We start from the raw sequence: 24,936 nt of genomic DNA, 5'->3' as shown, positions 1-24,936 counted from the left end.
CTACTCCTCACGATGATGTTTCAAGTAAGACTTCACAAGCTCTTCAATTAACTCATCACGTTCAAGCTTGCGAATGATGCTACGTGCATCTTTATGGCGAGGTATGTATGCTGGGTCTCCACTTAATAAGTAACCGACGATTTGGTTAATCGGATTATAGCCTTTTTCTTGAAGTGCATCATACACAGTTAAAAGTACATCATTTACATGGACACTCTGTTTTTCATCTTGAATGCTAAACTTCATTGTTTTATCAAAACCGTCCATTTCAAGCACCTCACTTATATAGTAAGTATAGGGAGAAGAACTTCTCCTCTCCCTACCATTGTACACTACTATCTCTTTATTTTGAAACAGATTTAACGTACTCTTGTACAAATGCTAAAGCTTCTTCGACTTGAGCTGGGTTTTTACCGCCTGCTTGTGCCATATCAGGACGGCCGCCACCGCCACCGCCGCAACGAGAAGCTACTTCTTTCACAAGTTTACCAGCATGGTAACCTTGGCTAATTAAGTCTTTCGTTACACCTGCTAGGATGTTTACTTTATCGTCATTAACAGACGCTAATACAACAACTGCTGACTCTAATTTATTTTTCAGATCATCCATCATCGTACGTAAGTTATTCATATCTGCAACATTTACTTTCGCTGCTAATACATTCACACCATCAACTGTCATTACAGAATCAGTTAAGTTTCCAGCTTCGATATTGCTTAATTTCGCAGCAAGAGATTCATTTTCTTTTTGCAGTTGTTTCACTTCAGCAAATAGACCATCAACTCTTGTTAAAATATCTTTCGGATTTGTTTTCATTTTTCCTGCTGCTTCTTTTAATAAACCTACTTGATCGTTCATTAATTCGTATGCAGACTTACCAGTTACTGCTTCAATACGACGAGTTCCTGCACCGATACCAGACTCAGCAACGATTTTGAAAATACCGATAGAAGCTGTGTTATCAACGTGACAACCGCCGCAAAGCTCTAAGCTGTAATCGCCAACTTGTACAACGCGTACAACATCACCGTATTTTTCACCGAATAATGCCATTGCACCCATTTCTTTCGCTTCTTCGATTGCTTTTTGAGAAATCTCAACATCAATACTTTCCCAAATTTTCTCGTTTACCATACGCTCAATTTTTTCTAATTCGTCAGCTTGTACTTGACCGAAGTGAGAGAAGTCAAAGCGTAGACGTTCAGAAGTTACAAGAGAACCTGCTTGGTTAACGTGTGTTCCAAGTACGTCTTTTAATGCTTGGTGTAGTAAATGAGTTGCTGTATGATTTTTTACAACGCTACTACGATTTTTCGTATCGATAATAGCTTTTACAGCCGCATCTTTCGTTAATGTTCCTTCTTCAACAACAACTTTATGCAAGTTTTGGCCGTTTGGTGCTTTTTGTACGTCTTTTACAAGAACTTTCACGCCATCAGCAAGAAGGTAACCACGGTCTGCAATTTGTCCACCGCTCTCAGCATAGAATGGTGTTACATCAAGAATTAACTGTCCTTCTTCACCAGCTTGTAAGCTGTCTGTGTATTCGCCATTTTTCACAAGTGCAACAACGTTACTTTCTGTTGCAACTGTACCGTAACCAACGAATTCGCTCGCTACTTTAATTTCTCCAAGGACACCACCTTGAACTTGCATAGAATCAACGTCTTGACGAGCAGCACGTGCACGCTCACGTTGTTTTTCCATTTCATTTTCAAAGCCTTCATGATCAACTGTCATGCCAGCTTCTTCTGCATATTCTTCTGTTAATTCAATTGGGAAACCGTATGTGTCATATAGACGGAACGCATCTACTCCAGAAATAACAGTTGTTTTTTCTTCTTTTGCTTTTGCAATTACTTCAGCTAAAATCGCTTCACCATCATGAAGTGTTTCATGGAAACGCTCTTCTTCGTTCTTCACAACTTTCGCAATGAAATCTTTCTTTTCAAGTACTTCTGGATAGAAGTCTTTCATTACTTCTCCAACAACCGGTACTAATTCAAACATAAATGGACGATTGATGTTTAATTTCTTCGAATAACGAACAGCGCGGCGTAATAAACGACGTAATACATAACCACGGCCTTCGTTAGATGGAAGAGCACCGTCACCAACAGCGAATGTTACTGTACGGATATGGTCAGCAATTACTTTGAATGCCATATCTTTTTCTAAATCGCCATTACGATATTTTTCACCAGAAATTGTTTCTGTTGCACCAATCATCGGCATGAATAGGTCTGTATCGAAGTTTGTAGGCACATCTTGAACGATAGATGTCATACGCTCTAGACCCATCCCTGTATCGATGTTTTTCTTAGGAAGTGGTGTATATGAACCGTCTGGATTATGGTTAAATTGAGAGAATACAAGGTTCCATACTTCTAAGTAACGCTCGTTTTCTCCGCCTGGATATAATTCTGGGTCACTAAAGTCATTACCGTAAGCTTCTCCACGGTCATAGAAAATCTCTGTATTTGGTCCACTTGGTCCTTCACCGATATCCCAGAAGTTTTCTTCTAAGCGAATAATACGCTCTTTTGGAACGCCCATTTTCTCATTCCAAATTGTGAATGCTTCTTCATCTTCTGGATGGATTGTAACTGATAGTAATTCTTTATCGAATCCGATCCATTTGTCGCTCGTTAAGAATTCCCAAGCCCATGTAATTGCTTCTTCTTTGAAGTAATCACCAATTGAGAAATTTCCTAACATTTCAAAGAATGTATGGTGACGAGCTGTTTTCCCTACGTTTTCAATATCGTTTGTACGAATTGATTTTTGAGCATTTGTAATACGTGGATTTTGTGGGATTACACGTCCATCAAAATATTTTTTTAATGTAGCTACACCACTATTAATCCATAGAAGAGATGGATCTTCATGCGGAACTAGTGATGCACTAGGTTCTACTGCATGTCCTTTTTCTTGGAAAAAGTCTAAAAACATTTGACGAATTTGTGCGCCTGTTAGTTGTTTCATTGTATTTTCCTCCTTAAATATAAAAAACTCCCGTCCCTATAAAAGGGACGAGAGTTAACTCGCGATACCACCCTAATTATGAATTGATTACAATAACAATCAATTCATCACCTCATGGTGCCGTAACGTGGCAAGACGGCAGTGATTAGCTGCTCTCAGGATTAGCTTTCTGTTACCCTTCATTTAAAGCTTCTTTCAGCCATATGGAAGCTTCTCTCTATAAATGGACTGTAACGTACTTGTTCCGTCATTGATTTAATGTATTATATGACTAAATATAATAGAATTCTCTTAAGTTTGTCAATGTAGATAATCATTTATATTGGATTAATTACTTATTAATCATAAGTATTCTACTATTCATTCTTAACAGCCTTTTCATATAGTATGCATTTATTAATAAATCGGAATCTCCTTATAAGAATAATTTATATAAATTTCTAAATATTACCTTTTTTGTTATAATTAAATTATTGTTAATAAAATAAAGGAGCGATCACAATGACAACCTTACTTAGCAAAGCTAAAAACATATTAGCGACTGACGAAACGATATTATTTTACGCAGCATGTTCATTAGACATATTTATTTATCGTTCCGTCGCAAGGCCAGGATTGCTAATTTTAACGAACAAAAGGCTATTCTTTTATGGGCCAGATGTAAGTAAGAATCCAATATTTGAAGAGTACTCTTTCGCAAAAATTTCTAATCTAAAAGAACAAAAGCGTCTTTTCAACAATCAAATTGTATTTATGTATGATAACGAATGGAAAAAAATAAAACATATTCAAACAAATGATGTGAGCTCCCTCGTTCAAAAGATACACGAGCAGCTTTCTAAATAAATATATGATTAGCCCTCTATTTCTTACATAGAGGGCTTCTATACTTACACATCTTCTTTTTTCAAGAGCGGTCTCACATGAACAATGACAGTGCGAATAACTGCTAAAATCGGAACCGATATTAGCAACCCTACAATCCCAGCTACCTCTCCCCCAACTAGTAAGGCAAGCATAATAATAACGGGATGCATACGAAGTGACTTACCAACGATGTAAGGCGATAAAATGTTACTCTCCACAAATTGCAAAATCGCAATTGTGATCCCCGCCTTAATAAGTAAACTCGTTGATACTGTTGCTGCAATCATTAACGTCGGGATTGCTCCTAAAATAGGACCGAAGTACGGGATTATATCCGTTACCCCAATAATAATGCCAAGCAATAATGGATATTTCATACCGATAAACCAAAAAGAAAGAGCTGATACTCCCCCTAATACTAAACAAACAAATAACTGTCCTCGAATATAACTTCCAAGTGATTTATCAATTTCTTTCGCAAGCATTTGCCCCGTACCTCGCCATTTACTTGGGACTAGTTTCCAAAAGATATGATAAAACTCACCATAATCTTTTAATATGTAAAATACAATGAACGGTATTAAGAAAATAATGAGCAATGAATCGAGTACACCACGAGCTGTACTCATCACTTTATTTAAAAGCGCTTGAATCTTCGTTTCCACACCCACAAAAAGTTGTTTCACCTTTTCATGAATGAACGAAGGGAAATTCGCCGTTTGTTCTGTAACGCCATCCATCCACGAATCGTACATTTTTGTAAACTGCGGAAATTGTTCATTAATCTCTTGTAACTGTTTAATAACGACTGGTGTTCCTTTATAAATCCCATAACCAATTCCGCCAAAGAAAAGGATATAAATGAGCAAAATGGCAAGTGTACGGGGCATCCCTTCCTTATGAATTTTTTCAATTAAAGGGTGCAATAAATACGCAATAAAACACGCGATAAGAAACGGCGTGATTGCTACTTTAAATACAAAAATAATCGGTGCCCATAGCGGCTTAATTTTTAAAAAGACGAGCAGACAAAGAAAAACAAGTAACAATAATCCTAAACGATATATCCAAATGATTTTAAGATTCTTCACATGAAAAACCTCCTCCACCTTTATTTTGAAAATAAATGGGGTAGGTTATGTGCGAAACTTTTAAAATCTTTTCATACGGACCATACTGTTTTTTAAAGACGTACATATAAATAACATAACAAGGACAACCACCCCTGAGAATACAGCATGAATTAATATAATCAGGAGGGCTAATTATGGTTTTATTTATGCTTGGATTATCAGCACTTTTTATGATTCTTGAATGGATTTGTATCGGGTTCGGTATTTGGAAAGGGTTCTTTATTCATTCCTCACGTAAAGAAAAAGCGAAGCAATTATGGCAGTATGGAATACTTGGCGTTGGCTGCTACGGTCTATCTTATCTTTTCTCAGAGATCGGACTTTTTTATTTGCATATGGGTGCATAAAAAAACTCCCTTGTCTACAAGGGAGTTTTTCACTTTATCGAAATGATTATAAGTAAGACTTAATCATCTTACGTGCTTTTTTCATATTGCGTTTTGAAAATACATCTTGCTTACGAGCATATTGATATGCTGCAGCTCCAACACCTAATGCGATTAATGAATTGCGTAGATTCAAAGTAAATCCCCCTTTTCGTTATCCGATCGTTCTTTCATTCTCATCAAATAAATCATCAAGAGAGCTTAGTGAACCATCTTCCTCAACTTGATGCGTATGGATTTTCCCCTTTGAAACCGATAATTCGATATAACAATTCCAGCAATAAAATTGGTTGACACCTATTTTTCCAATGTCTTTCCCTTTGCAATTTGGACAAATAAACATATGGCTTTCATCTCCTTACAGTCTCCCAGATTCTATTCGCCATTATGTCCAAACTGCATTCATTTATACATTTTACTGGAGCCTTTCAACGCTATGCGTTTGAAAGTTTCACTATATAATTTCACCTTGTTACATGAAATCATACGGTGAAATGTTTTCCACGTCCATTTCCTCGCCATTAACTGTGACCATCTGTACTTCTCCTTGTGATTCTTGCAAGCGACTAGCTAAGGTTGTTTGACGCATTGCATCATCAAGGCGATTTACACCAGATTGGAAAGCTGCTTCCTCTCCGCAAATAATAAGGAACTTCTTACTTCTTGTAATGCCCGTGTAAATTAAATTACGACGTAACATACGGTTGTAACTTTTCACGATTGGCATAATAACAATCGGAAATTCACTACCTTGTGATTTATGAATGGAACAACAATATGCATGCGTAATTTGATTTAAATCGGGCTTCGTATACGTTACCTCAATTCCATCAAATGAAACGATAATCATATCTTGTTGCTCAACGTTTTCTTTCGCATAAAACACCGAAACAATTTCCCCAATATCACCATTAAACACTTGGCTCTCCGGCTGATTCACGAGTTGCAGTACTTTATCGCCTCTTCGGTACACAACATCACCGTAAGCAATTTCTTTACTCTTTTCCCTCTTCGGATTAAATACTTGTTGCAGCGCTTCGTTTAATACATTAATACCAGCAGGCCCGCGGTACATCGGTGCTAATACTTGTACATCTCTTGCGCTAAAGCCTTTTGTTTTAGCATTTTCACAAACTTTTTTCACAACCTCAACAATTTGAGCTCCTGTACAGCCGATAAATGAACGATCTTTTTGATTTTGTGCTAAATCTGGTGGTAGAGTTCCATTTTTTATCGCATGGGCAAGTTGAATCACTGATGAGCCTTCCGCTTGACGATAAATTTCAGTAAGCTTCACTGTCGGAACTGCGCCTGCATTTAATAAATCTTTTAATACTTGTCCAGGTCCTACAGATGGCAACTGATCTTCATCACCTACAACGATAACTTGAATGTTCGTCGGCAACGACTTAAATAGCTGATTTGCAAGCCAAATATCAACCATTGAAAATTCATCGATAATAAGGAGCTTACCTTGGACAGGATCCGTTTCATTACGCTGGAAAGATCCTTCTGGCGTCCAACCAAGTAAACGGTGAATTGTGCAAGCTGGAAGTCCTGTCGATTCACTCATCCGCTTCGCTGCTCTTCCTGTTGGAGCTGTTAATAGTATTGGAAATGGATTATCATCACTGTATTCATTCGGATTTAACGATAACCCGTGTAGTGATGCATACATTTCAACAATCCCTTTAATAACTGTTGTTTTCCCTGTTCCTGGTCCACCTGTCAATAACATCATCGGTTTATGAAGTGCCGTTTGAATTGCTTCTTGCTGAAACGGTGCATATTGTACGTTCAGTTGTTCTTCAATTTCACCTAACGTTTTTAACACTTCTGCTTCTGGAAATGAAGGTGTTTCTTCTTGATTCATAAGCCTGCGAATAGACTTTACAACACCTTTCTCAGAGTAGAATAACGTTGCTAAATACACTCGTTCTTCTTCTATGATGACTTTCCCTTCACTTTGCATCGTTTCAATACAACCTATAATATCTTCCTCAGTCACTCTTCCTTCTTGATTGTTTAAAAGTGACATCGTTTCTCTTACAAGTTGATCTTTCCTCATATAAACGTGACCAAGTTGTAATGAGACATTCTCTAATGTGTAAAAACATCCTGCGCGTACACGGTCGTCATGATTACCCGATATCCCTAACGCACGCCCTATATCATCCGCTCTTCCAAAACCAATCCCGTCCACTTCTTCGATAAGTTGATACGGATTATTACGAATCACTTCTAATGTCATCTCTTTATATTGCTGGTAAATCTTAATAGAAAGTTTCGTTCCAAAACCGTAGCCATTTAAAAAGCTCATTACTTTCTCTAGCCCTTGATGTTCAACAATTGTCTCATATATTTCCTGAGCCTTTTGTTTATTAACAACACCATTTAATGCCTCAGGGTCATCCATAATTTTAGAAATAGCATGTTCTCCGAGATGGTCCACAATTTTTTCAGCTGTACGCTTTCCTATCCCTTTAAATAAATCACTCGCTAAATATTGCACCATACCTGCTTTTGTTTGCGGCAATTCTTTTTTAAATGTTTCAACCATATATTGTTTTCCATACTTTGGATGGTCCTTAAAATGACCTGTCAATGTAAACACTTCATCTTCATGCATGCGGGGAAAATGACCGTTTATCATTACTTTCTTTTCGTCATACGTTTCATTCGTTTCAATGACTTTCATACTGACAACGGAATAGAGGTTTTCTTCGTTGTGGAAAATGGTATGAAGAACTTGCGCTTTTATAAACTTTTTCTCTTCCTCAAACAAATCCATTGCATGTTGATTTCCCATTTTTCCTCTCCTTTCCGGTATTTTCACTTTAATGAGCAGTACATCCCCCACCTTTTTAGATGAGGGATAACTACCCATTAAACTATATTTTTATCTTATTCAGCTTCTTGCTCTAATAAACGAACGCCATTACCCGCTAAAAAGTGATCTGGCTGAATTTCAATTGCTTTCTTAAATAAAGCGAGAGCCTTCTCATTATTTTCCTCAAATACGTACGCAACACCTAAATTGTAATACGCATCTGCATGCTCCTCATCCATTTCTAATACCTTTTCAAAATAAGGTTTCGCCTCTTGAACGTGTTCTAATCGCGCGAAGCAAAGTCCGCACTGGAATACAGCTTCTACATCGTTTTCATCTAATTCTGTTGCTCTTTGTAAGAATGGTAGTGCAAGACGATCATTTCCAAGCTGTACATGTGTGATACCTAACATAAATGTTACATCAGCTGATTGTAATCCAGCTTGCATTGCTTGTTCAAATACAGCTTTCGCTTCAGTAAATTGCTCTTGGCCATAATATACATTTCCTAAACCATAATAGGCTGCTGCAGATTTATCATCTAACTCTAGTGCACGTTTATAAAATAAAATCGCTCGCTCGCTATCACCTAATACGTCTAATAAATTTGCAAAATTAATGTACCCAAGCGCATCTTTCGGATTTTCTTCGATTGCTTCTGTAAAATTTTTAGCTGCTTCTTCCCAGTTTCCTTCTTGCATATATTGAATACCTGTTTCAAGTTTGTTTGACATGTCCTTCACCTCTACAACAAATTATAACAAAGAATGTATTTTCCAAGCGAACGAAAATTCGCTTTATGTAAAAGAAACCTCTAACCGCTAATCGGCAGAGGCTTCTCATTTATCCTAAATAATCCAATTTCTTACCACTACGGTACACTTCATCAATTGTAGCACCGCCTAAGCACTCATCTCCATCATAGAAAACGACTGCTTGTCCTGGTGTAATTGCACGAATTGGCTCATCACAAAGAATACGAACTGTATTTTCATCAACGATTTGAACCGTTACTTTATTGTCTTCTTGACGATAACGGAATTTCGCCGTGCACTTAAATTCTGTTTCTTTTTCTTTGTTACTTACCCATCCTACATTCGTAGCAATAACTTCATCACCATATAGAAGTTCGTTATGGAATCCTTGATCAACATATAAAATGTTTTCTTTTAGATTTTTCCCAACAGCAAACCATGGATCACCATTACCACCAATTCCAAGGCCATGACGTTGTCCAATTGTATAATACATTAAACCGTCATGCTTCCCTTTCACTTCACCAGATAATGTTTGCATTACACCTGGTTGTGCCGGTAAGTAGTTACTTAAGAAATCTTTAAAGTTACGCTCACCAATGAAGCAAATACCTGTACTATCTTTTTTCGCCGCTGTCGCTAAGCCAGCTTCTTTCGCCATTTCACGAATTTGCGGTTTCTTTAATTCACCTAATGGGAACATTGTTTTTGATAATTGCTCTTGGCTTAATTGATTTAAGAAATATGTTTGATCTTTATTGTCATCAACACCGCGAAGCATTTTATATTCGCCGTCCATATAAGCAACGCGTGCATAATGGCCTGTTGCCACATAATCCGCACCAAGCGCAATTGCATGCTCTAAAAATGCTTTAAATTTAATTTCTTTATTACACATTACATCTGGGTTTGGTGTACGACCAGCTCGGTACTCATCTAAGAAGTACGTAAATACTTTATCCCAGTATTGTTTTTCAAAGTTTACTGCATAATACGGAATACCAATTTGGTTACACACTTCAATTACATCATTGTAATCTTCTGTTGCTGTGCAGACACCATTCTCATCTGTATCATCCCAGTTTTTCATAAAAATTCCGATTACATCATAACCTTGCTCTTTTAATAAAAGTGCTGCTACAGATGAATCGACGCCACCGGACATTCCGATGACAACGCGTGTTTCGTGAGGTAGTTTGTTCATCATGTCACCTCCCATGCTAATTTTGTGTTAATCGCTTCACGATTTTCACTGTTTCGTACGCCGCTTTTTCAATTTGCTCTTTCGTATTTCCAAGTCCAAAACTAAAGCGTACGGATGAACGTATTTGATCGGAGTCTTTTCCAAACATCGCTACTAATACATGTGATGGATCAATCGAACCAGCTGTACAAGCAGAACCACTTGATACTGCAATGCCAGCTAAGTCTAAGTTCACAAGGAAAGGTTCAATGTTCATTCCTGTAAAACTTACATTAAGTACATGCGGTAAGCGATGTTCTAAGTTTCCGTTTACCTCGAAAGTAATGCCTTCATTTTTGAAGACAGATACCATTATATCTTTAAACTCTTCATATTGGGCATTTTTTTGCTCACGAGTTTTTTCAGCTATAAGAATTGCATACTGAAGCCCAGCAATACTAGGCACATTTTCCGTACCAGCACGGCGTTTTCTTTCTTGCTCTCCGCCTATTAATAACGGTTCAAATTTCACATTTGCACCAGCGTATAAGAAACCTACACCTTTTGGCCCGTTAATTTTATGAGCTGAAATTGATAATAAATCAATACCAAACTCTTTCACATTAATTTCTACTAAACCGTAAGCTTGTACCGCATCTGTATGGAAATACGCTTGATGCTCTTTTAACAGCTTTCCTATTTCCACAATCGGTTGCATCGTCCCTACTTCATTATTCCCAAACATAACAGATACAAGAATCGTCTCTTCTGTTAATGCCTTTTGTATGTCAGAAACTTGAATGCGCCCTGTTTCATCGACAGGTAAATATGTCACTTCAAACCCTTCACGCTCTAACAATTCGCACGTATGCAAAATCGCATGATGTTCAATTTGCGTCGTTATAATGTGGTTACCTTTATGACGGTTCGCACGTGCTACACCGATAAGCGCTAAATTATCAGCTTCTGTACCACCGCTCGTAAATATAATTTCATTCGGATTCGCATGAATGCTGCGTGCACACACTCTTCTCGCCTCATCTACTGTGTGACGAGTTTGACGTCCATAAAAGTGAATACTAGACGGGTTCCCGAATATTTCTGTCATATATGGAATCATCTTTTCGACCACTTCTGGGTGAGTCGGAGATGTCGCAGCATGATCTAAGTAAATGCGTTCCATTAAATCTCCTTCTTTCCAAATCGTTTCACAAGGAATTAAATGTAAAACATATAGCCCCCGTGATTTTCTTCCTCATAACGTACTAAATCTTCTAACGTTGTACTATCTAACACTTCTTGCACCGCATCACGAACACGCATCCATAACTGGCGCTGCGCTGGCTCTTCTTCTTCTATCATTTCTACAACACTAATCGGTCCCTCTAATACACGGATTACATCCCCAGCTGTAATGTTAGCCGGTTGATCAGATAATACATATCCGCCATATGCCCCGCGCGTACTCTTTACAAGACGAGCGTTACGAAGTGGTGAAATTAATTGCTCTAAGTAATGCTCGGATAAGTCATGCGCCTGCGCAATTGATTTTAATGAAATCGGACCTTCACCAAACTTTTTTGCAAGATCAATCATAATTGTTAAGCCATAGCGGCCTTTCGTTGAAATTTTCATCTATTTTGCACCTCTTTTCAAATTTTCACTTCTATTGGTTATATCTTATTTATAAAAAGAACACAATTTAAAATCCTATGAAATTATAGCATAATATAGTATTATAAGAAATTTCAACTTGTGTATCAAAATGATAACATAAAATCACATTGAAAAACTCGGGAATTATTACAATTGAAAGAAAAATGAAAATATTATCCTTTATTTTTCCCATAAAACAGCATCCTATTTCAAATTTCGTAGAAAAAAATGATACGATAGAACGAGATTATATATTAAGGGAGACGGTCCAAATGAAACAACCACTCGCACATCGAATGCGCCCTACAAATATTCAAGAAATTATTGGGCAACAACATTTAGTTGGTGAAGGAAAGATTTTATGGCGAATGGTCCAAGCCAATCATTTTCAATCTATGATTTTATACGGTCCTCCAGGTACAGGAAAAACATCCATTGCCAGTGCAATTGCTGGAAGTACCGGTACCCCGTTTCGTCTATTGAATGCTGTTACTCACAATAAAAAAGATATGGAAGTTGTCGTACAAGAAGCGAAGATGCATCGACACCTCGTTTTAATTTTAGATGAAGTTCTTGTATAACGTTATCTGGTATTAAATAAAAAAACTCATAGAAAACACACGAAAATCCTTATAATAGAAGGATTTATTTTTTTATCCACGAATATATTAAATTGGTAAAAATAAACACTAAATATTATCTACTAAACATAGATTAAATAGATATTCTTTTGTTTATGTGGGGGGGCAGAGTGAAGTGAAGTTTGAATATGATTATACATTTGTAGTAAAGGAATACGATAACTTTCACTATATCAATGGAAGAGTAATAGGGGAAAGAGCTATAGGTATAGGAATAAAGGATGAAAAAACAAATAGAATATACCCTTCTCCTTTAACAAATTATATACGGACATATTATCGAGGGGCATCTAAGTCTTTGAGTTCACAAAGAAATGCAGCATATGAACTAATAAAATTTCTAAATTATACAAACAAACAGATAAGAGATAAAGCAACGGAATTTATTAATTTAAAAGAGGAAGGTTTATTTGGGTTAAAGCTAATTCATGCTTCTCAATATATATCCTACTTATCTCTTAAGGCAAGAAATGAAGAGTTGTCTTCTGATTATATATATAGGATAGAAAGCTACTTAATTAAATTCTACCAATGGTTATCCACTAACCAGATTATTCATGAAAAGATCAATGCAGAAAAATGTTCACCTTTTAACAGCCTAGAGCTAGGTACAATTTACCCTGGCCGAGACGAAAGAGTATCAGAAAAACTAGTGGATTTTGGTGAAAACAGATATGAACTAGTTCAAAGATTTATTAAGATTACGCAAGACGTTGCTCCTGATATAGCACTTGGGATTTGTTTTCAGTTCTTTGGGGGATTACGAACAGGTGAAGTTGTAAATTTAACTAAAGAAGCTATCGAATCACCTTATTTTTGGAACGATACAAATTTAGGGGAAAATAAATTCATTTTAAAAATAAGAGAAAGACATCAAGAATTATTCCAAAACAAATCAAACTTACAGCATGAAGGTGTAAAACGTCCTCGCAATCAAGCTTTATTAACAAACCCATTACTTTCCCAAGTATACAAAGAACACAAACAACTTTTAGAAAGATTGAATAATCAAAAAAACATAAGAAATCCAAATGCATTGTTTATTGCAAAAAGAACTGGGGAAGCTATGTCGGGAAAAACTTATACAGAGTTATTCAACAAAGTTAAAAAGGCATTTTTAACGAGCCTTAGCGAGGAAGGTCGTATGGACGATTATTTGTTTCTCACTGATAAAAAATGGTCTACTCATATTGGTCGAGGTATTTTTACAAACTTTCTTCTTCAAATTAACGCTACTATTCCTGAAGTTGCTATTGCCAGAGGAGACAAAAATTTAAGTTCAGTAATGAGCTATGTAGAAGAAAAAAATGCCTTGCAATTAACTAAGAAAGCTATTGATAACATACGCATAGCGGCCGAAACGCAGAACGCAGATATTAATAGAAAAACTATAGACAATTTTAATTTAAGGAAGTGAGGCAATGAAAATAGAGGCTATTTCTATTGAAGAAGCTGTACAACATCTTGAAGAGTATCAAAAAGGGGTGCAATCGTTACAGCACTATAAAGATCAATACAAAACACTTCTAACTATTAAAAAGGAAAACCCTGAATTAACATCAGCTTTTGGGATTGACTTAATTAAACGTTTAAAAAATGAAGGCGTAATCTCTTTCAAAAAGGAAAAGAGAATGTTTTTATATTCTCTCTATACATTAGCTAAATACCAATTAGCATTCCAACTATTAAATAAACATTTTTATAAAATTGCAGAAGCCATAGCAGAATTATGTTACAACGACAACAAATCCCCGATTCCATTAGAGACATTTGAAAAACGTTTCTGTGATTTTCACAACAGTGGTCATATAAAAGTTGTATTACTTAATCACAAGATACATTACAACCGAGTTTTCATTCCCAAACAGGAAGTTACAAGGTTTAAAAAAGAATACATTTCAGTCACTTCCGCTGCCAAAGAACAAAGTACTTCTTTGAAAGCATTTCGACAGCATTGGTTAAATCAATATCCAATAGATGTTGTTAAATTGTACCAAAATGATTGCAATTATATGTACCTTAACAAAAAAGATTGGCAATCAATCTTGAAAGAAAGAGAACAAAAAAAAATTCAATATACAGCAAAAGAAAGCTTGGCAATAACACTTGCTATTACTCCAATCTCTGTTGAAAAAGTAGCAAAAGAATACAACCTTATAACCATAAAAAATGAAAATTCCCCCATTACTTATTTTAAAACAGAAGATGTTGCAATGCTCATTGATAAACAGAATGATTTGTGGCAACAGATACGCAATGAATACTTAACATTAGAAGAGGCAACCAAAATACTAAACATCGCTCATAGTACAATGAGCCAAAAATTCATTAAAAATAATGTACATTCAATCTATGTTCCTCCCTTGATATGTACAATTCGTGATGGGATCAACTTTCGTAGTAGTCCAAATTTAATATACTCAAAAAAAGATGTATTATCTATAAACGAAAAAAGAAAAAAAGAACAGAATATAGAAAATATCATTTACCAATCCGAGTCTGACCCATACGAAGTATTACAAACTGCATTACGCGAAGCTGATATCACTTTCAGCAACACAGGAAGTGAAACTGCGAAATATTGGTTTACCTTTTTGAAAATGAAATTTTCGAAAAGCAAAGCAACCCGTAAAACCATACAGAGTTTGACACGCACCTTATTTAATACCACAATTTTATTAACTAAAATAACACATTTAAAAGAAATTTTTGCTTATACGGATACTGAACTAAATTTAGCAATATTTAATTCCAACATCAACACCACTGTACAAATAGAATTGTACAAATTTTTGAAAGAACTATCTGAGACAAGAGAAACTTCAAATTTACCTATTAATTATAAGTTCAGTAGGCTCAAAAATATATATAAAAAAACACCACTTATTCAAAGAGAAAAAACGATTTATCCTATTGATGAATACATTGCTTTAATAGATTATGCAAAAAATATCCCAGAACATAAAAAACAAGCAATTGTAGATATCCGATCACAGATTAACAGTGAAAAACACCTGCATAGAGATTCTTCCTGGCTATATGTACTACTCCATTTGAACAATGCATGGCGACATTATGATGTAACCTCTTTTCCAAGACTAGACTTACAACAAACACAAATTGGAAGTATGGAAGCACTAGATGCATTAACATGGATTGAAAGAAACAATTTAAGCGAACAAGATATCATAACAGTTGTTAATCAAGTTAAGGCAATGACTTTTACACATTCAAAAACTAAGAAAAAACGTCATTTCTTTTGCTCACAAGAGTTGTTAGCAGCATTTGCACATTCTGCAGTATTATGTGAACTTCGCTGCCAAATTTGTCAACCTTTATCAGAGGTATTAATTGATTTTAATAATCGTCAAAGAAGTTTTAAAGAAGGACAAAGAGAGGCTTTCTTTAAAAAACATAATGGTCATTTTATCTTTAAATCTACAAAAATGAACCGCACATTAATTAGCTATGTTTATAGTGTAATTCAAAAAACGACTAATCGAAATCCTTTAGAAATTACTAAATTCATACGAAGTCATAGCGACAAAGAAACAACGAATATTTATATTGACATCCCTCAAGAACAAATGGATTTTATAACCAAACAACTTTTTGATCTCGGGCACTTTGGCTATGCATATGATGCTTTAAGTGAATTGATACTACAAGAACCTATTAATAACAAAGAAGAGAAAAATCAAACTTCTCTAACACTAAAAGAAGTATTTGGTGATGTCTATCATATCGAACAAATGGCCCGTTATTTAAATAGATTAAATAACGAACAAAACATTGTTTACAAAGTTATCAAAGGACTTTCACTTGAAGAAAGAAAAGACATATACGACTCTATAAAACTAGGGCAACAGCCCTCCAAAAAGGAATATTTCCAGTGCCTTTACCAAACTTGTAAATTTCCGAATCGAGATTGTGAAAAATGCCAGTTTGCAATTCCAAACTTCTATGCATTGTCGCAATTAGAAGAAGAACTTCAATTAACTGTTAATGACTTTAAAGAACAATTTAATACAACTACTAAAAAAGGTGAAAAAATTCGCCTTTCTAATCTTTTATATAATTACCTGTATTTAATAGAAGCTGCTGTAAAAAAATTCGGCAAAGATGAAGTATCTTCTTTCTTTAAAAATGGCTTAGAAGGTTTTAAAAACGATTTAAGTTCAATCCCTAATATTAAAGAGTATGTAACTATTCAACGTTAAGGTAGGTGATAATCATGTCTGTAATAGAAGACAAAAGGATTGAAGAATTACTTGAAGAATTCAATGATTTTCAGTTCGATGTAGATAGTATGATTCAACAATCAGTTGAAATTTTAGAGGAACAAAAAGCAAAAGGTTTACTGATTGAAGGCACTATTGAAGATGACGAATGGCGTTTTATATGTGACACTCGTCATTCACATGTTTACTTTAATTTTGCAACTATGAGAGAAAAAACGACATTCTGGAATGCAGATTCTACTCTTATCATTCAAGCTTTAAAGTGCTGGATCGCTACTTTAATTCCTTATCGTTCCGTAGAATCACTTAGCAAATACTATAAATATGTAGAAAATTTCCTCACATTATCTCATATATGTAACAAGGATTTATTAGAGCAAACTAACAATTATCTTCTTTATGAATGTGACGATAGAACACGGTGGAATCTATGTATCCCTATCCTCAACTTCATTGATTTTTATGAAGGAATTGACGTTACGCAGACTTATAAAAAAATGCTTGTAGATATAAAAAAAGATATCGATATTCAAAAAGTTGGCGGAATGGTTCGAAAGCTCCCTCCCTCAAACGATGTATTAACATTTTCGTGGGTAATTGAAAGTTTTTTTAAAGAAACATCGAAAGAAGAGAATCACTTTTTAAAATACTATCCAATTTATTTGTGGTGGACACTAAGTAATTTGATTCCCATGCGCCCTGCAGAATTTTGTGATATAAATAGAAATGCTTTAAGCGAAGAAAATGGAAGGTATTATATACAATTACCTCGTTTAAAACAGAAAAAAAATCATTATAAAATTCAAATCATTGATAAAATATCTATACCTCAAAAATTGTATCAAGAAATAGAAAATTACATCACAATGACAAATACTTTCGGCCCATCAATAACATTAATTTCTGATGCATCAATTCAATTTAAAAAAACATATAATCATCGTGAATACTTTAAACGTAGATTTAGATATAACCGTCTCCAACTACTTTTAAATGACTTCTATGAGGAAATCGTAGAAAAGATGTACCAAGTAACATATACACATAGAATTCGCCTTGGAGATACACGGCATTTCGCTTTTTTAAATTTAATGCGACAAGGCTATCATCCTATTGAAATCGCCAGACTCGGAGGACACACCTCTGTAAGTTCACAATATCATTATCAACAGCATATGGAATATTGGGTAGACGTTGAAATTATACAATTGATGCAAAAATTCAAGTTCCAACAAAAAATAAATAAAGAAGATTCTTCTACCTCTAGTTCACATCATAACTATTTAGATGATGATTTTGTAAGAGAAAAAGTCCTGAAAACTAATGATACAGGTTTCGAAATGGAACTTGAAACAGGTTATTGTACAGATCAAAATGTATTTTGCCAAGTAGATAAATGCTATTTTTGTGATTATTGGAAAATAAGCCCTGAAGAGTTCTTATCTAAAAAAGAACAAATAGAACATGAACTAAAACAGTGTAAAAACGAAGTAAGTGCACTTGTAAAAACATTAAACACTCTTTACAAAATGGCTATAAATGAAGCCTTTGAAGATGATTTCTCAGAATTCAACCAAGAGTTTAATAGAGATTTACTCGTTACTAAAAATCAATTAGATACAAGTGTACATAAAATGTTGAATTTCTCACTCAAATTAGCAAATGCTACGAAGGGAACGAAGTAAATAATGACACAAAGACGAGGCAGACCTAAAAAAACATTTCCCGCAGAACTCATACAAGATATTATCTATCGTTACACTAAAGAACAAAAAGTTACTGGAAAAATAGCGTATATGGATGTATATCGATATTCCAAAGAATTGTTTGAAAATGGTGAGATTGAACACAACATCGGAGAATTTTTTTGGCGAAAAGGTGAAGGACGAGCCATAATTGACAAAACAAATCAAGTCATGCAACACCATATTCCTAATGAAGTTCAAGAAGATGAGTCAATTATTAACACAAACGATATCGTAAATAAGTTTTTCACAGGAAAAACTTCCGATAAAAATAAAATAATTGGCGCTTTAAAAATGAATGAATTAAAGCTCCAACAATATATTAAAAAATGCAAGAAGCTAGAGAAAGAATTACTTGAAACAAAATTAGCTTTGGTACAAGCAAAAGAACAAAATAAAGATCTTAAAGATAATGTAGAATCCTATCAAGACACCTTATTCCAATGGATGGAATTAAGCATGAACAAAGATATTCCACTAACAAATTTATTAACGGTAGGTAAAACACGAACACCAATCGCTGAAGAATTGTTAAAAAGTATGCTATCAGATAACCCTGTTGAGATTTTTAGTAAAATGAACGAACTCAAGAAAAATACTTCATTACGAGAAGTAAAACAAAGTGAAGTAGTACCTTTAAATCCTCCAAAACAAAAAGAAGAAAGCATTTTGGATGATTTTGATTTCTAAATAGTTCTCCCCACCTATTCATAAATTGGTGGGGAGAACTATTTTTATTATTAATTTTGTTTTTTCAAATCAGCCAGTCTCTGGTAAATATGACCGAATTTCTTCTCTTCTCCAGCCACCTTTGGCTCATAATATATCGTATTTTTCAATTCATTCGGCAAATACTCTTGTTTCACCCATCCATTTGGATAATTGTGAGGATATAAGTATCCTTGACCATGCCCTAGTTTTTCTGCACCTTGATAATGGGAATCTTTTAGATGTGCAGGTATGTCACCTGTACGTCCTTTTTTCACATCGTCAATTGCTTTGTCCAAAGCTTTATATGCTGAATTTGATTTAGGAGATAAACACAATTCAATTGTTACAACGGATAAAGGTATTCTTCCCTCAGGCAACCCAATTCGCTCTACTGATTCTATTGCAGGTAAAACTCTTGCGCAAAGTTCAGGATTGGCTAACCCAATATCTTCATACGCCATAACAAGTAATCTCCTGCAAATGGAAACTAAGTCTCCCCCTTCTAACAATCTTGCCAAATAGTGAAGGGCTGCATTTACATCACTACCTCTGACACTTTTTTGAAAGCTGGATAGTAAATTATAAAAAATATCCCCTTTTTTATCATGAGAGAACCCTTTATTTTGGATACATTGTTTCACAGTATCTTCTGTCACAATAATTTTGTTATTTTCATCTTTTTCAGAACCAAATACAATATCCTCCAATAAGTTGAGTGCAGAACGCGCATCTCCTGTTGTTTGAGCAATTAATGTTAATAGCTCATCGGATATAGTAATATTCATTTTCCCTAAACCGTTTCCTTGATCCTCTAACGCCCTTCTTAACAGTTTTAGAATAGAAGGGGCGGTCAAAGATTTTAATTGCTTTACTTGTCCAATTCTTGATAAAATCGCACCTCTCACACTATGGTAAGGATTTTCTGTTGTTGCCCCAATTAGAGTAAATACTCCCTCCTCTAATGCCTTGAGTAATGAGTCTTGCTGTGTACGATTTAACAAGTGAATCTCATCTATAAAACAAATCGCGTTACGAGTTAATCTTGCTTCTTCGATAACAGCTTCTATTTCTTTTTTCCCAGCACTAATGGCATTTAGTGCATAAAATTCTTTCTTTGCTGTATTTGCGATCGCAAAAGCGAGAGACGTTTTCCCAGTACCTGGCGGTCCATAGAAAAGAAGAGATGGGATATGTCCATTTTGAAGCATACGATATAAGGCTGTTTTGGGACCTATTACACCATCTTGCCCGACTACTTCATCAATTGTTCGTGGTCTCATCCTATGTGATAAAGGTTCATTGTAAAACATTATATATATCTCCCCTTTAGCTTAAAGCACACTATTAAATAAATTATGTCTTTAATAAATTTACCATAAAGTAGGATGAGTGAAAAATTCCAAAAATCCTCTTAAATTCAACTTCGTCCATAATTTACATTTTTAATTTTAAAATTTTCCTTAGATATTATTTATAACATATCACTCAGTAGACCTTCTAAATATAAACTAGAAAAATTAACAAACAAAAAGGGCCCTCCATTGTATATTAAGAAGCCCCTTTCTTGTTCTAACATAATACGCAAATCATAATAATAAAAAACTCTTCCTACATCATCTATTATAAATATCTAATAAAAGTTGTTCCTTGGAAATATCTAGCTTACTTACTGCTAAAATATATTGTCTCATTGAATTAATACTCCCATGAAATTCAGCCATTGTTCTTAATTGGTTAATTATTAATTCAAGAATCCTTAGAGAAGTAGGGTTAATTCGTTTATCATAAAGCTGATTAATTATTTCACTGATACCACTTAAATTTTCTTTGAAAAACCTTATATCAGAAAATAACTCCCTTAAAATCTCCTCAAATTTCCCATACGGAGTTTCCCTTCCATATATAGGAACTATATTTAACAAATAATCAAATATGATTGAATGCAAAGCACCTAAATTTCCCCAAGAAACATATTGATTTTTACTTAAACTCAATAATACATCTAAATAACCTTCATATTCATCCCGATTTTCTTTACAATGTAGTTCTAATAGCGAAATGAAGTTTGTTGTCTTTACGGATTTAAACATATGATGACCAATTTCCCTTATAAAAAAGTCGTCACATACCAAAATCCCCTTCATACTATTAGCTAAACTTATACATTCTAGGTCATATAATAATTCTTTTGGTAACGTCTGCGCTACTTCTATTTGATCTATAACATTACATTCTTTTATCGTAATTAGAATATCACGCCAAAAGTTAATTTCATCTCGCTTTTCTTCTTCTGTTAATACTTGATATCTTGGTACCCCCTCATCATCTAAGTACATTGTCCCTGCCACTTTATCCGAATTCCTAGCCTTTTCAAACAAACTTGTAATGATACTAATCATTGATTCAGGAATAAATATTCTATCACTGTAATTTTCTATAAGACTTAGCCTATCAACCATTTTCAAAAGAATTAAGGAAGTTAAATTTATAACAATTGGTACAGTGTTATCCCTTAAAACATTTGTATTACAAAAGCCTGAATTAAACACTTGGTCAGGACTATTAAATAAATATTTTACTACTTGATAATATCGGCTATAATCAAAATTAACTATACTACTTATAGGCATTTTGCCGTTATTATACGCTTCAAGCATTTGTTTATTTCTTTGCTGGCCCTCCGATAGAAACGGTATCATCTTTTCAAATATATCTTGGGGGTTTTCAAAATCAAATTGAATTGTCCTTAAAACCTTAGATTCAGGTCTTTCCCTTACATGCCTATTAAAACAATAAAAGTGTGCATATAAATACTTATCTACTATCTTACTTATTTTATAGCTTTTCCCCTGATAAACTAACAAATCATTTATATTTCTACCTAGTAAATTAATCCCTAAAGATGAAGTACTTAAAATATGCTCACAGTCAAAGTCAAATTCATTCTCATCTAGAGTATTAAAATCTTCATCATGTAAACAAATATGTTTTGTTTCACCCTCTTCACTCATAAGAGTTGTGACAGTATTAGCTTTAACAGTTTTTATCGGTGTATCGAATCTACCCTCTAGACGACTTTCCCTTCCTAAGATAGGTATAAAAAATGAAATATACTGTTGATACACTGTTTCATTAAATTTCCCTTTTAAAAAACATAGAGATTTATAGGCATTTTTTAATCCTTCATCAACATTATTTTGCAAATCTTTCTGTGCTAAAGCTCCCGTCATTATATAAATGGGATTAATACTTTTTAATAAAAAGGGCAAATATATTTCAATATTATCCCCATCATTCAAATTCAACTTTGAAATCACAGTTTTATAAGCAATCTCCTCAGAGGGAGTATTTTCAAAAACGGTTGAAAATAACTCTATTGCCTCTTCATACTTTTCTGTGTATATTTTCGCATCAGCTTTCAACATTAATAGTCTGTCATCTATTTCATCTTTGGGAATTGTAGATAATATTTCTTCAGCTCTTATAAGGTTGTCCCTCTTATTAGAATCCAGAAGCATTTCAACATAAATAACTTTTAAAATCAATGAGCTTTCTATCTTATCTTCTATTAAAGACAATCCCTTTTCATAACACTGGATATCTTTACACGTCAAGGAAACAAGAATTAATTCTTCTTCATTTTTAAGATTTTTAATAGCCTTTTCTAAATAAGCAATTCCTTCAATTTCATTTTTGGGATAAATGGCTCTACATACCGCATTATAAAACAGAGCTTCTTGATTAAATTCATTTTCATATTTTAAAATTACTTCTTTCAACTCATCTAATGAATGATTATTTTTAGAACAAGACATCAAATAGCAATTAATAACATCCAAATACTCGTCTTGATCAATACACTCTATTTTTTCAACATATTGTTTTATTTGTTCACAATTTCCTTGTTTATATAGTATTGATACTATCTTCTGTAAAATGTGTACATTATTAGATTTTTCGTATAACCCTTGATATAATGGCAAAGCATCACTGATTCTATTTAATATATAATAAGCTTCAGCAAGCATAAGAATAATCATATCTGAATTCTTTATTTCAGCATTTAATCCTTCAACATCCACGATTATTTCTTCTGGTTTAATAAATAATTTAAGAGTTAATATGTATCCCCAATAATCAATTTGTAAATCGAATCCTGTATTTCCCATATAAATTTGAAGACTTAGTAAGTCACTTAAATTTCTCTCTATTAATTTCTTTTCCTCATTACTCAATGGACAAAAATCAATCATTTTTTTAATAGAAATTATCGGGAGTACCTCACTCAATATTTCAAGATATTTTTTATATTGACTCGCTTCTAATTGATTGGAGTTGTTCAATGCAGCTTTCGCTTTTTCAAATTCTCCCGTGTTAATATAACACAACCCTAAATAGTACAAAGCATCAGCATTCTCTTTATATTCTTGCTTTAGCTCTCCTTCACTCGTCAAAAATTCAATTGCTTTTTCAAAATCCTCACAAGCAACTTCAAATAATGCCCTTTTTAAATTTAAATCTATGTTATTTATTCCTATTTGTATTAACTTATACTCTAATAATTCAAATTCAACTCGATTTCTAGTATAAACTAATAATTGCATCTCTAATTCATACGCTTTAGAATTTTGCCCATCCAGTTGAAGAATATTATCAATATACTCCCTACAAGAAGACTCATTCTCTTTTTCTAACGCAATCCATCCCTTAAAATAAAAAAGTTCAGCTTTATGAACATCATGTATAGACGAATAACCACTGCTACACAGCAATTCATCAATATGTTCATTAGCTTCATCATATCTAGCTTGTTTTAATAAGTTTTTAGCCGTATCAATAAACTTACTTATTAAAGCGACATAAATCTCTTGAGAAGTCCCGTTTGCTCCCTCTTCATACTTGACACTAAGATACCTTAATAATTCTTGCCCTTGTTCAGAATTCACATTTAAATTTATATTTTGAATCTGTGTAATACTTGAATTCTCATTATCTTTTGTTTTAATAATTTGCGTGGGAACACTAGGTAAAAATTTACTTAGGAATCTCTTAATCATTTATGGTCACGTCCATATTGATTAATAGTAGTTCCTCTATTATCTCTTGTTTTAATTGATTGATGATTATCATTTCTTGAAGAATCAACATTTGTAATATTCAATTGATTTTTAATTTTAATAACCTTATTTGCTACAAAAATTGAAATTAAAAGTGATACTATTGAAGCTAATCCTGCTATAAAGTTAAAAATATCCATAAATTCACCTTTTCCTATTTGTTTAATAAAACGGAAGAACTGATTCAAATAGTATTGAACATTTAATATTATAACATTTTCCAATTGCAATGGCATTAAATGCATAGTTCTCTTTCCCTATCAACAATAAGGACTGCATTTACCCATGCTAATACATATAATTCATGTCTGTTTAAGAAACTATTATATCAGCTTGTTCTATATGATAAAGATGATTAAATATAAAGCAAAAAGATCCTCTTCTTATGCTTGTTTTAAAAACATATGAAGAGGATCTTTTTAGTTATTTGTTAATAACTTATCCACTTCTTATTTCGTTATATTATTATGTGCACATAAATCTCCTATTACTTTTAGTGCCCAATTTATTCGTTATTCTTCCTCTAAGTTTTCATTCCACTTATTAGAATCTTTTTCTTATCTGTAAAGATCGAGTAATTTTTGAAAAGCCGCTCCATAGATAGCTCCTATAAAAAATAGAACGTCATCATCTATACCAATCGTTTCTTATTTTTCATTAATATATTCATTTTATTCGAACGTAA

Annotated in this window: 19 protein-coding genes, 1 pseudogene and 1 other annotated feature; of the genes and pseudogenes, 7 read left to right on the top strand and 13 right to left on the bottom strand. The window is 33.9% G+C overall.

From position 1 onward, the window contains the following. Positions 1–267, bottom strand: coding sequence for an IreB family regulatory phosphoprotein (locus ACK1U5_RS17690; RefSeq protein WP_000348590.1), 267 nt, complete (start codon positions 265–267; stop codon positions 1–3). A 76-nt stretch (positions 268–343) separates the two neighbouring features. Then, positions 344–2,986: an alanine--tRNA ligase gene (gene alaS, locus ACK1U5_RS17685; RefSeq protein ID WP_000811825.1), complete on the bottom strand. Its 2,643-nt coding sequence runs from the start codon at positions 2,984–2,986 to the stop codon at positions 344–346. A 40-nt stretch (positions 2,987–3,026) separates the two neighbouring features. Further along, positions 3,027–3,246, bottom strand: a binding site (T-box leader). Positions 3,247–3,487: 241 nt separating this feature from the next. Here alaS and ACK1U5_RS17680 point away from each other — a divergent pair. Next, a complete protein-coding gene (locus ACK1U5_RS17680) occupies positions 3,488–3,832 on the top strand; it encodes a PH domain-containing protein (RefSeq protein WP_000209579.1) in 345 nt (114 codons plus the stop codon). A gap of 44 nt (positions 3,833–3,876) precedes the next feature. Here the strand turns inward: ACK1U5_RS17680 and ACK1U5_RS17675 are convergent, their stop codons facing one another. Then, entirely contained in the window at positions 3,877–4,944 is a 1,068-nt protein-coding gene (locus tag ACK1U5_RS17675) for an AI-2E family transporter (protein WP_000793128.1), read from the bottom strand. Between the two features lie 176 nt (positions 4,945–5,120). On the opposite strand from ACK1U5_RS17675, the gene ACK1U5_RS17670 reads away from it, so the two are divergent. Further along, entirely contained in the window at positions 5,121–5,333 is a 213-nt protein-coding gene (locus tag ACK1U5_RS17670; RefSeq protein ID WP_000242535.1) for a hypothetical protein, read from the top strand. 46 nt (positions 5,334–5,379) lie between these two features. Here ACK1U5_RS17670 and ACK1U5_RS17665 read toward each other — a convergent pair whose 3' ends face one another. The 7 genes from ACK1U5_RS17665 to cymR all read right to left on the bottom strand — a co-directional run bounded on the left by ACK1U5_RS17665 (position 5,380) and on the right by cymR (position 11,775). Then, the gene (locus tag ACK1U5_RS17665; RefSeq protein WP_001053553.1) at positions 5,380–5,508 is read right to left on the bottom strand and encodes a YrzQ family protein; all 129 of its coding nucleotides are present in this window, start codon (positions 5,506–5,508) and stop codon (positions 5,380–5,382) included. Between the two features lie 18 nt (positions 5,509–5,526). Beyond that, the gene (locus ACK1U5_RS17660; protein ID WP_000469281.1) at positions 5,527–5,715 is read right to left on the bottom strand and encodes a hypothetical protein; all 189 of its coding nucleotides are present in this window, start codon (positions 5,713–5,715) and stop codon (positions 5,527–5,529) included. A 129-nt stretch (positions 5,716–5,844) separates the two neighbouring features. Then, positions 5,845–8,181 carry an SF1B family DNA helicase RecD2 gene (gene recD2 / locus ACK1U5_RS17655; RefSeq protein WP_000528086.1) on the bottom strand — a complete coding sequence of 779 codons (2,337 nt, stop codon included), beginning with the start codon at positions 8,179–8,181 and terminating at the stop codon, positions 5,845–5,847. A 95-nt stretch (positions 8,182–8,276) separates the two neighbouring features. Then, positions 8,277–8,936, bottom strand: a complete 660-nt coding sequence (locus ACK1U5_RS17650) for a tetratricopeptide repeat protein (protein WP_000066407.1) — start codon at positions 8,934–8,936, stop codon at positions 8,277–8,279. Positions 8,937–9,045: 109 nt separating this feature from the next. Continuing rightward, positions 9,046–10,161 (bottom strand): tRNA 2-thiouridine(34) synthase MnmA, encoded by a 1,116-nt coding sequence (mnmA, locus tag ACK1U5_RS17645; RefSeq protein WP_001038010.1) that lies wholly within the window; start codon positions 10,159–10,161, stop codon positions 9,046–9,048. 16 nt (positions 10,162–10,177) lie between these two features. Next, positions 10,178–11,323, bottom strand: a complete 1,146-nt coding sequence (locus ACK1U5_RS17640) for a cysteine desulfurase family protein (protein ID WP_000439893.1) — start codon at positions 11,321–11,323, stop codon at positions 10,178–10,180. A gap of 35 nt (positions 11,324–11,358) precedes the next feature. Further along, positions 11,359–11,775, bottom strand: a complete 417-nt coding sequence (cymR, locus tag ACK1U5_RS17635; protein ID WP_000704116.1) for a cysteine metabolism transcriptional regulator CymR — start codon at positions 11,773–11,775, stop codon at positions 11,359–11,361. A 293-nt stretch (positions 11,776–12,068) separates the two neighbouring features. Here cymR and ACK1U5_RS17630 point away from each other — a divergent pair. The 5 genes and pseudogenes from ACK1U5_RS17630 to ACK1U5_RS17610 all read left to right on the top strand — a co-directional run. Next, positions 12,069–12,368 (top strand): annotated as a pseudogene (locus tag ACK1U5_RS17630) (AAA family ATPase); the annotation flags it as partial. 184 nt (positions 12,369–12,552) lie between these two features. After that, positions 12,553–13,854, top strand: coding sequence for a hypothetical protein (locus tag ACK1U5_RS17625; protein ID WP_069604741.1), 1,302 nt, complete (start codon positions 12,553–12,555; stop codon positions 13,852–13,854). A 4-nt stretch (positions 13,855–13,858) separates the two neighbouring features. Next, positions 13,859–16,657 (top strand): hypothetical protein, encoded by a 2,799-nt coding sequence (locus ACK1U5_RS17620; protein ID WP_069604740.1) that lies wholly within the window; start codon positions 13,859–13,861, stop codon positions 16,655–16,657. Positions 16,658–16,671: 14 nt separating this feature from the next. Continuing rightward, entirely contained in the window at positions 16,672–18,363 is a 1,692-nt protein-coding gene (locus ACK1U5_RS17615; RefSeq protein WP_069604739.1) for a site-specific integrase, read from the top strand. Positions 18,364–18,366: 3 nt separating this feature from the next. Further along, positions 18,367–19,113 carry a hypothetical protein gene (locus tag ACK1U5_RS17610; protein ID WP_069604738.1) on the top strand — a complete coding sequence of 249 codons (747 nt, stop codon included), beginning with the start codon at positions 18,367–18,369 and terminating at the stop codon, positions 19,111–19,113. A 50-nt stretch (positions 19,114–19,163) separates the two neighbouring features. Here the strand turns inward: ACK1U5_RS17610 and ACK1U5_RS17605 are convergent, their stop codons facing one another. The 3 genes from ACK1U5_RS17605 to ACK1U5_RS17595 form a co-directional block, all read right to left on the bottom strand. Continuing rightward, entirely contained in the window at positions 19,164–20,444 is a 1,281-nt protein-coding gene (locus ACK1U5_RS17605; protein ID WP_069604737.1) for a replication-associated recombination protein A, read from the bottom strand. Between the two features lie 303 nt (positions 20,445–20,747). Continuing rightward, the gene (locus tag ACK1U5_RS17600; protein WP_069604736.1) at positions 20,748–24,191 is read right to left on the bottom strand and encodes a PIN domain-containing protein; all 3,444 of its coding nucleotides are present in this window, start codon (positions 24,189–24,191) and stop codon (positions 20,748–20,750) included. Beyond that, complete coding sequence (locus ACK1U5_RS17595) at positions 24,188–24,496, bottom strand: hypothetical protein (RefSeq protein ID WP_098573823.1); 309 nt, start codon at positions 24,494–24,496, stop codon at positions 24,188–24,190. The genes ACK1U5_RS17600 and ACK1U5_RS17595 overlap by 4 nt, the downstream gene beginning before the upstream one ends. Positions 24,497–24,936: the final 440 nt, after the last annotated feature.

The organism is Bacillus sp. XB1, from assembly GCF_053557995.1.
The sequence above is the reverse complement of the archived record's forward strand: the minus strand, read 5'-3'. Positions and strand labels throughout refer to the sequence as shown.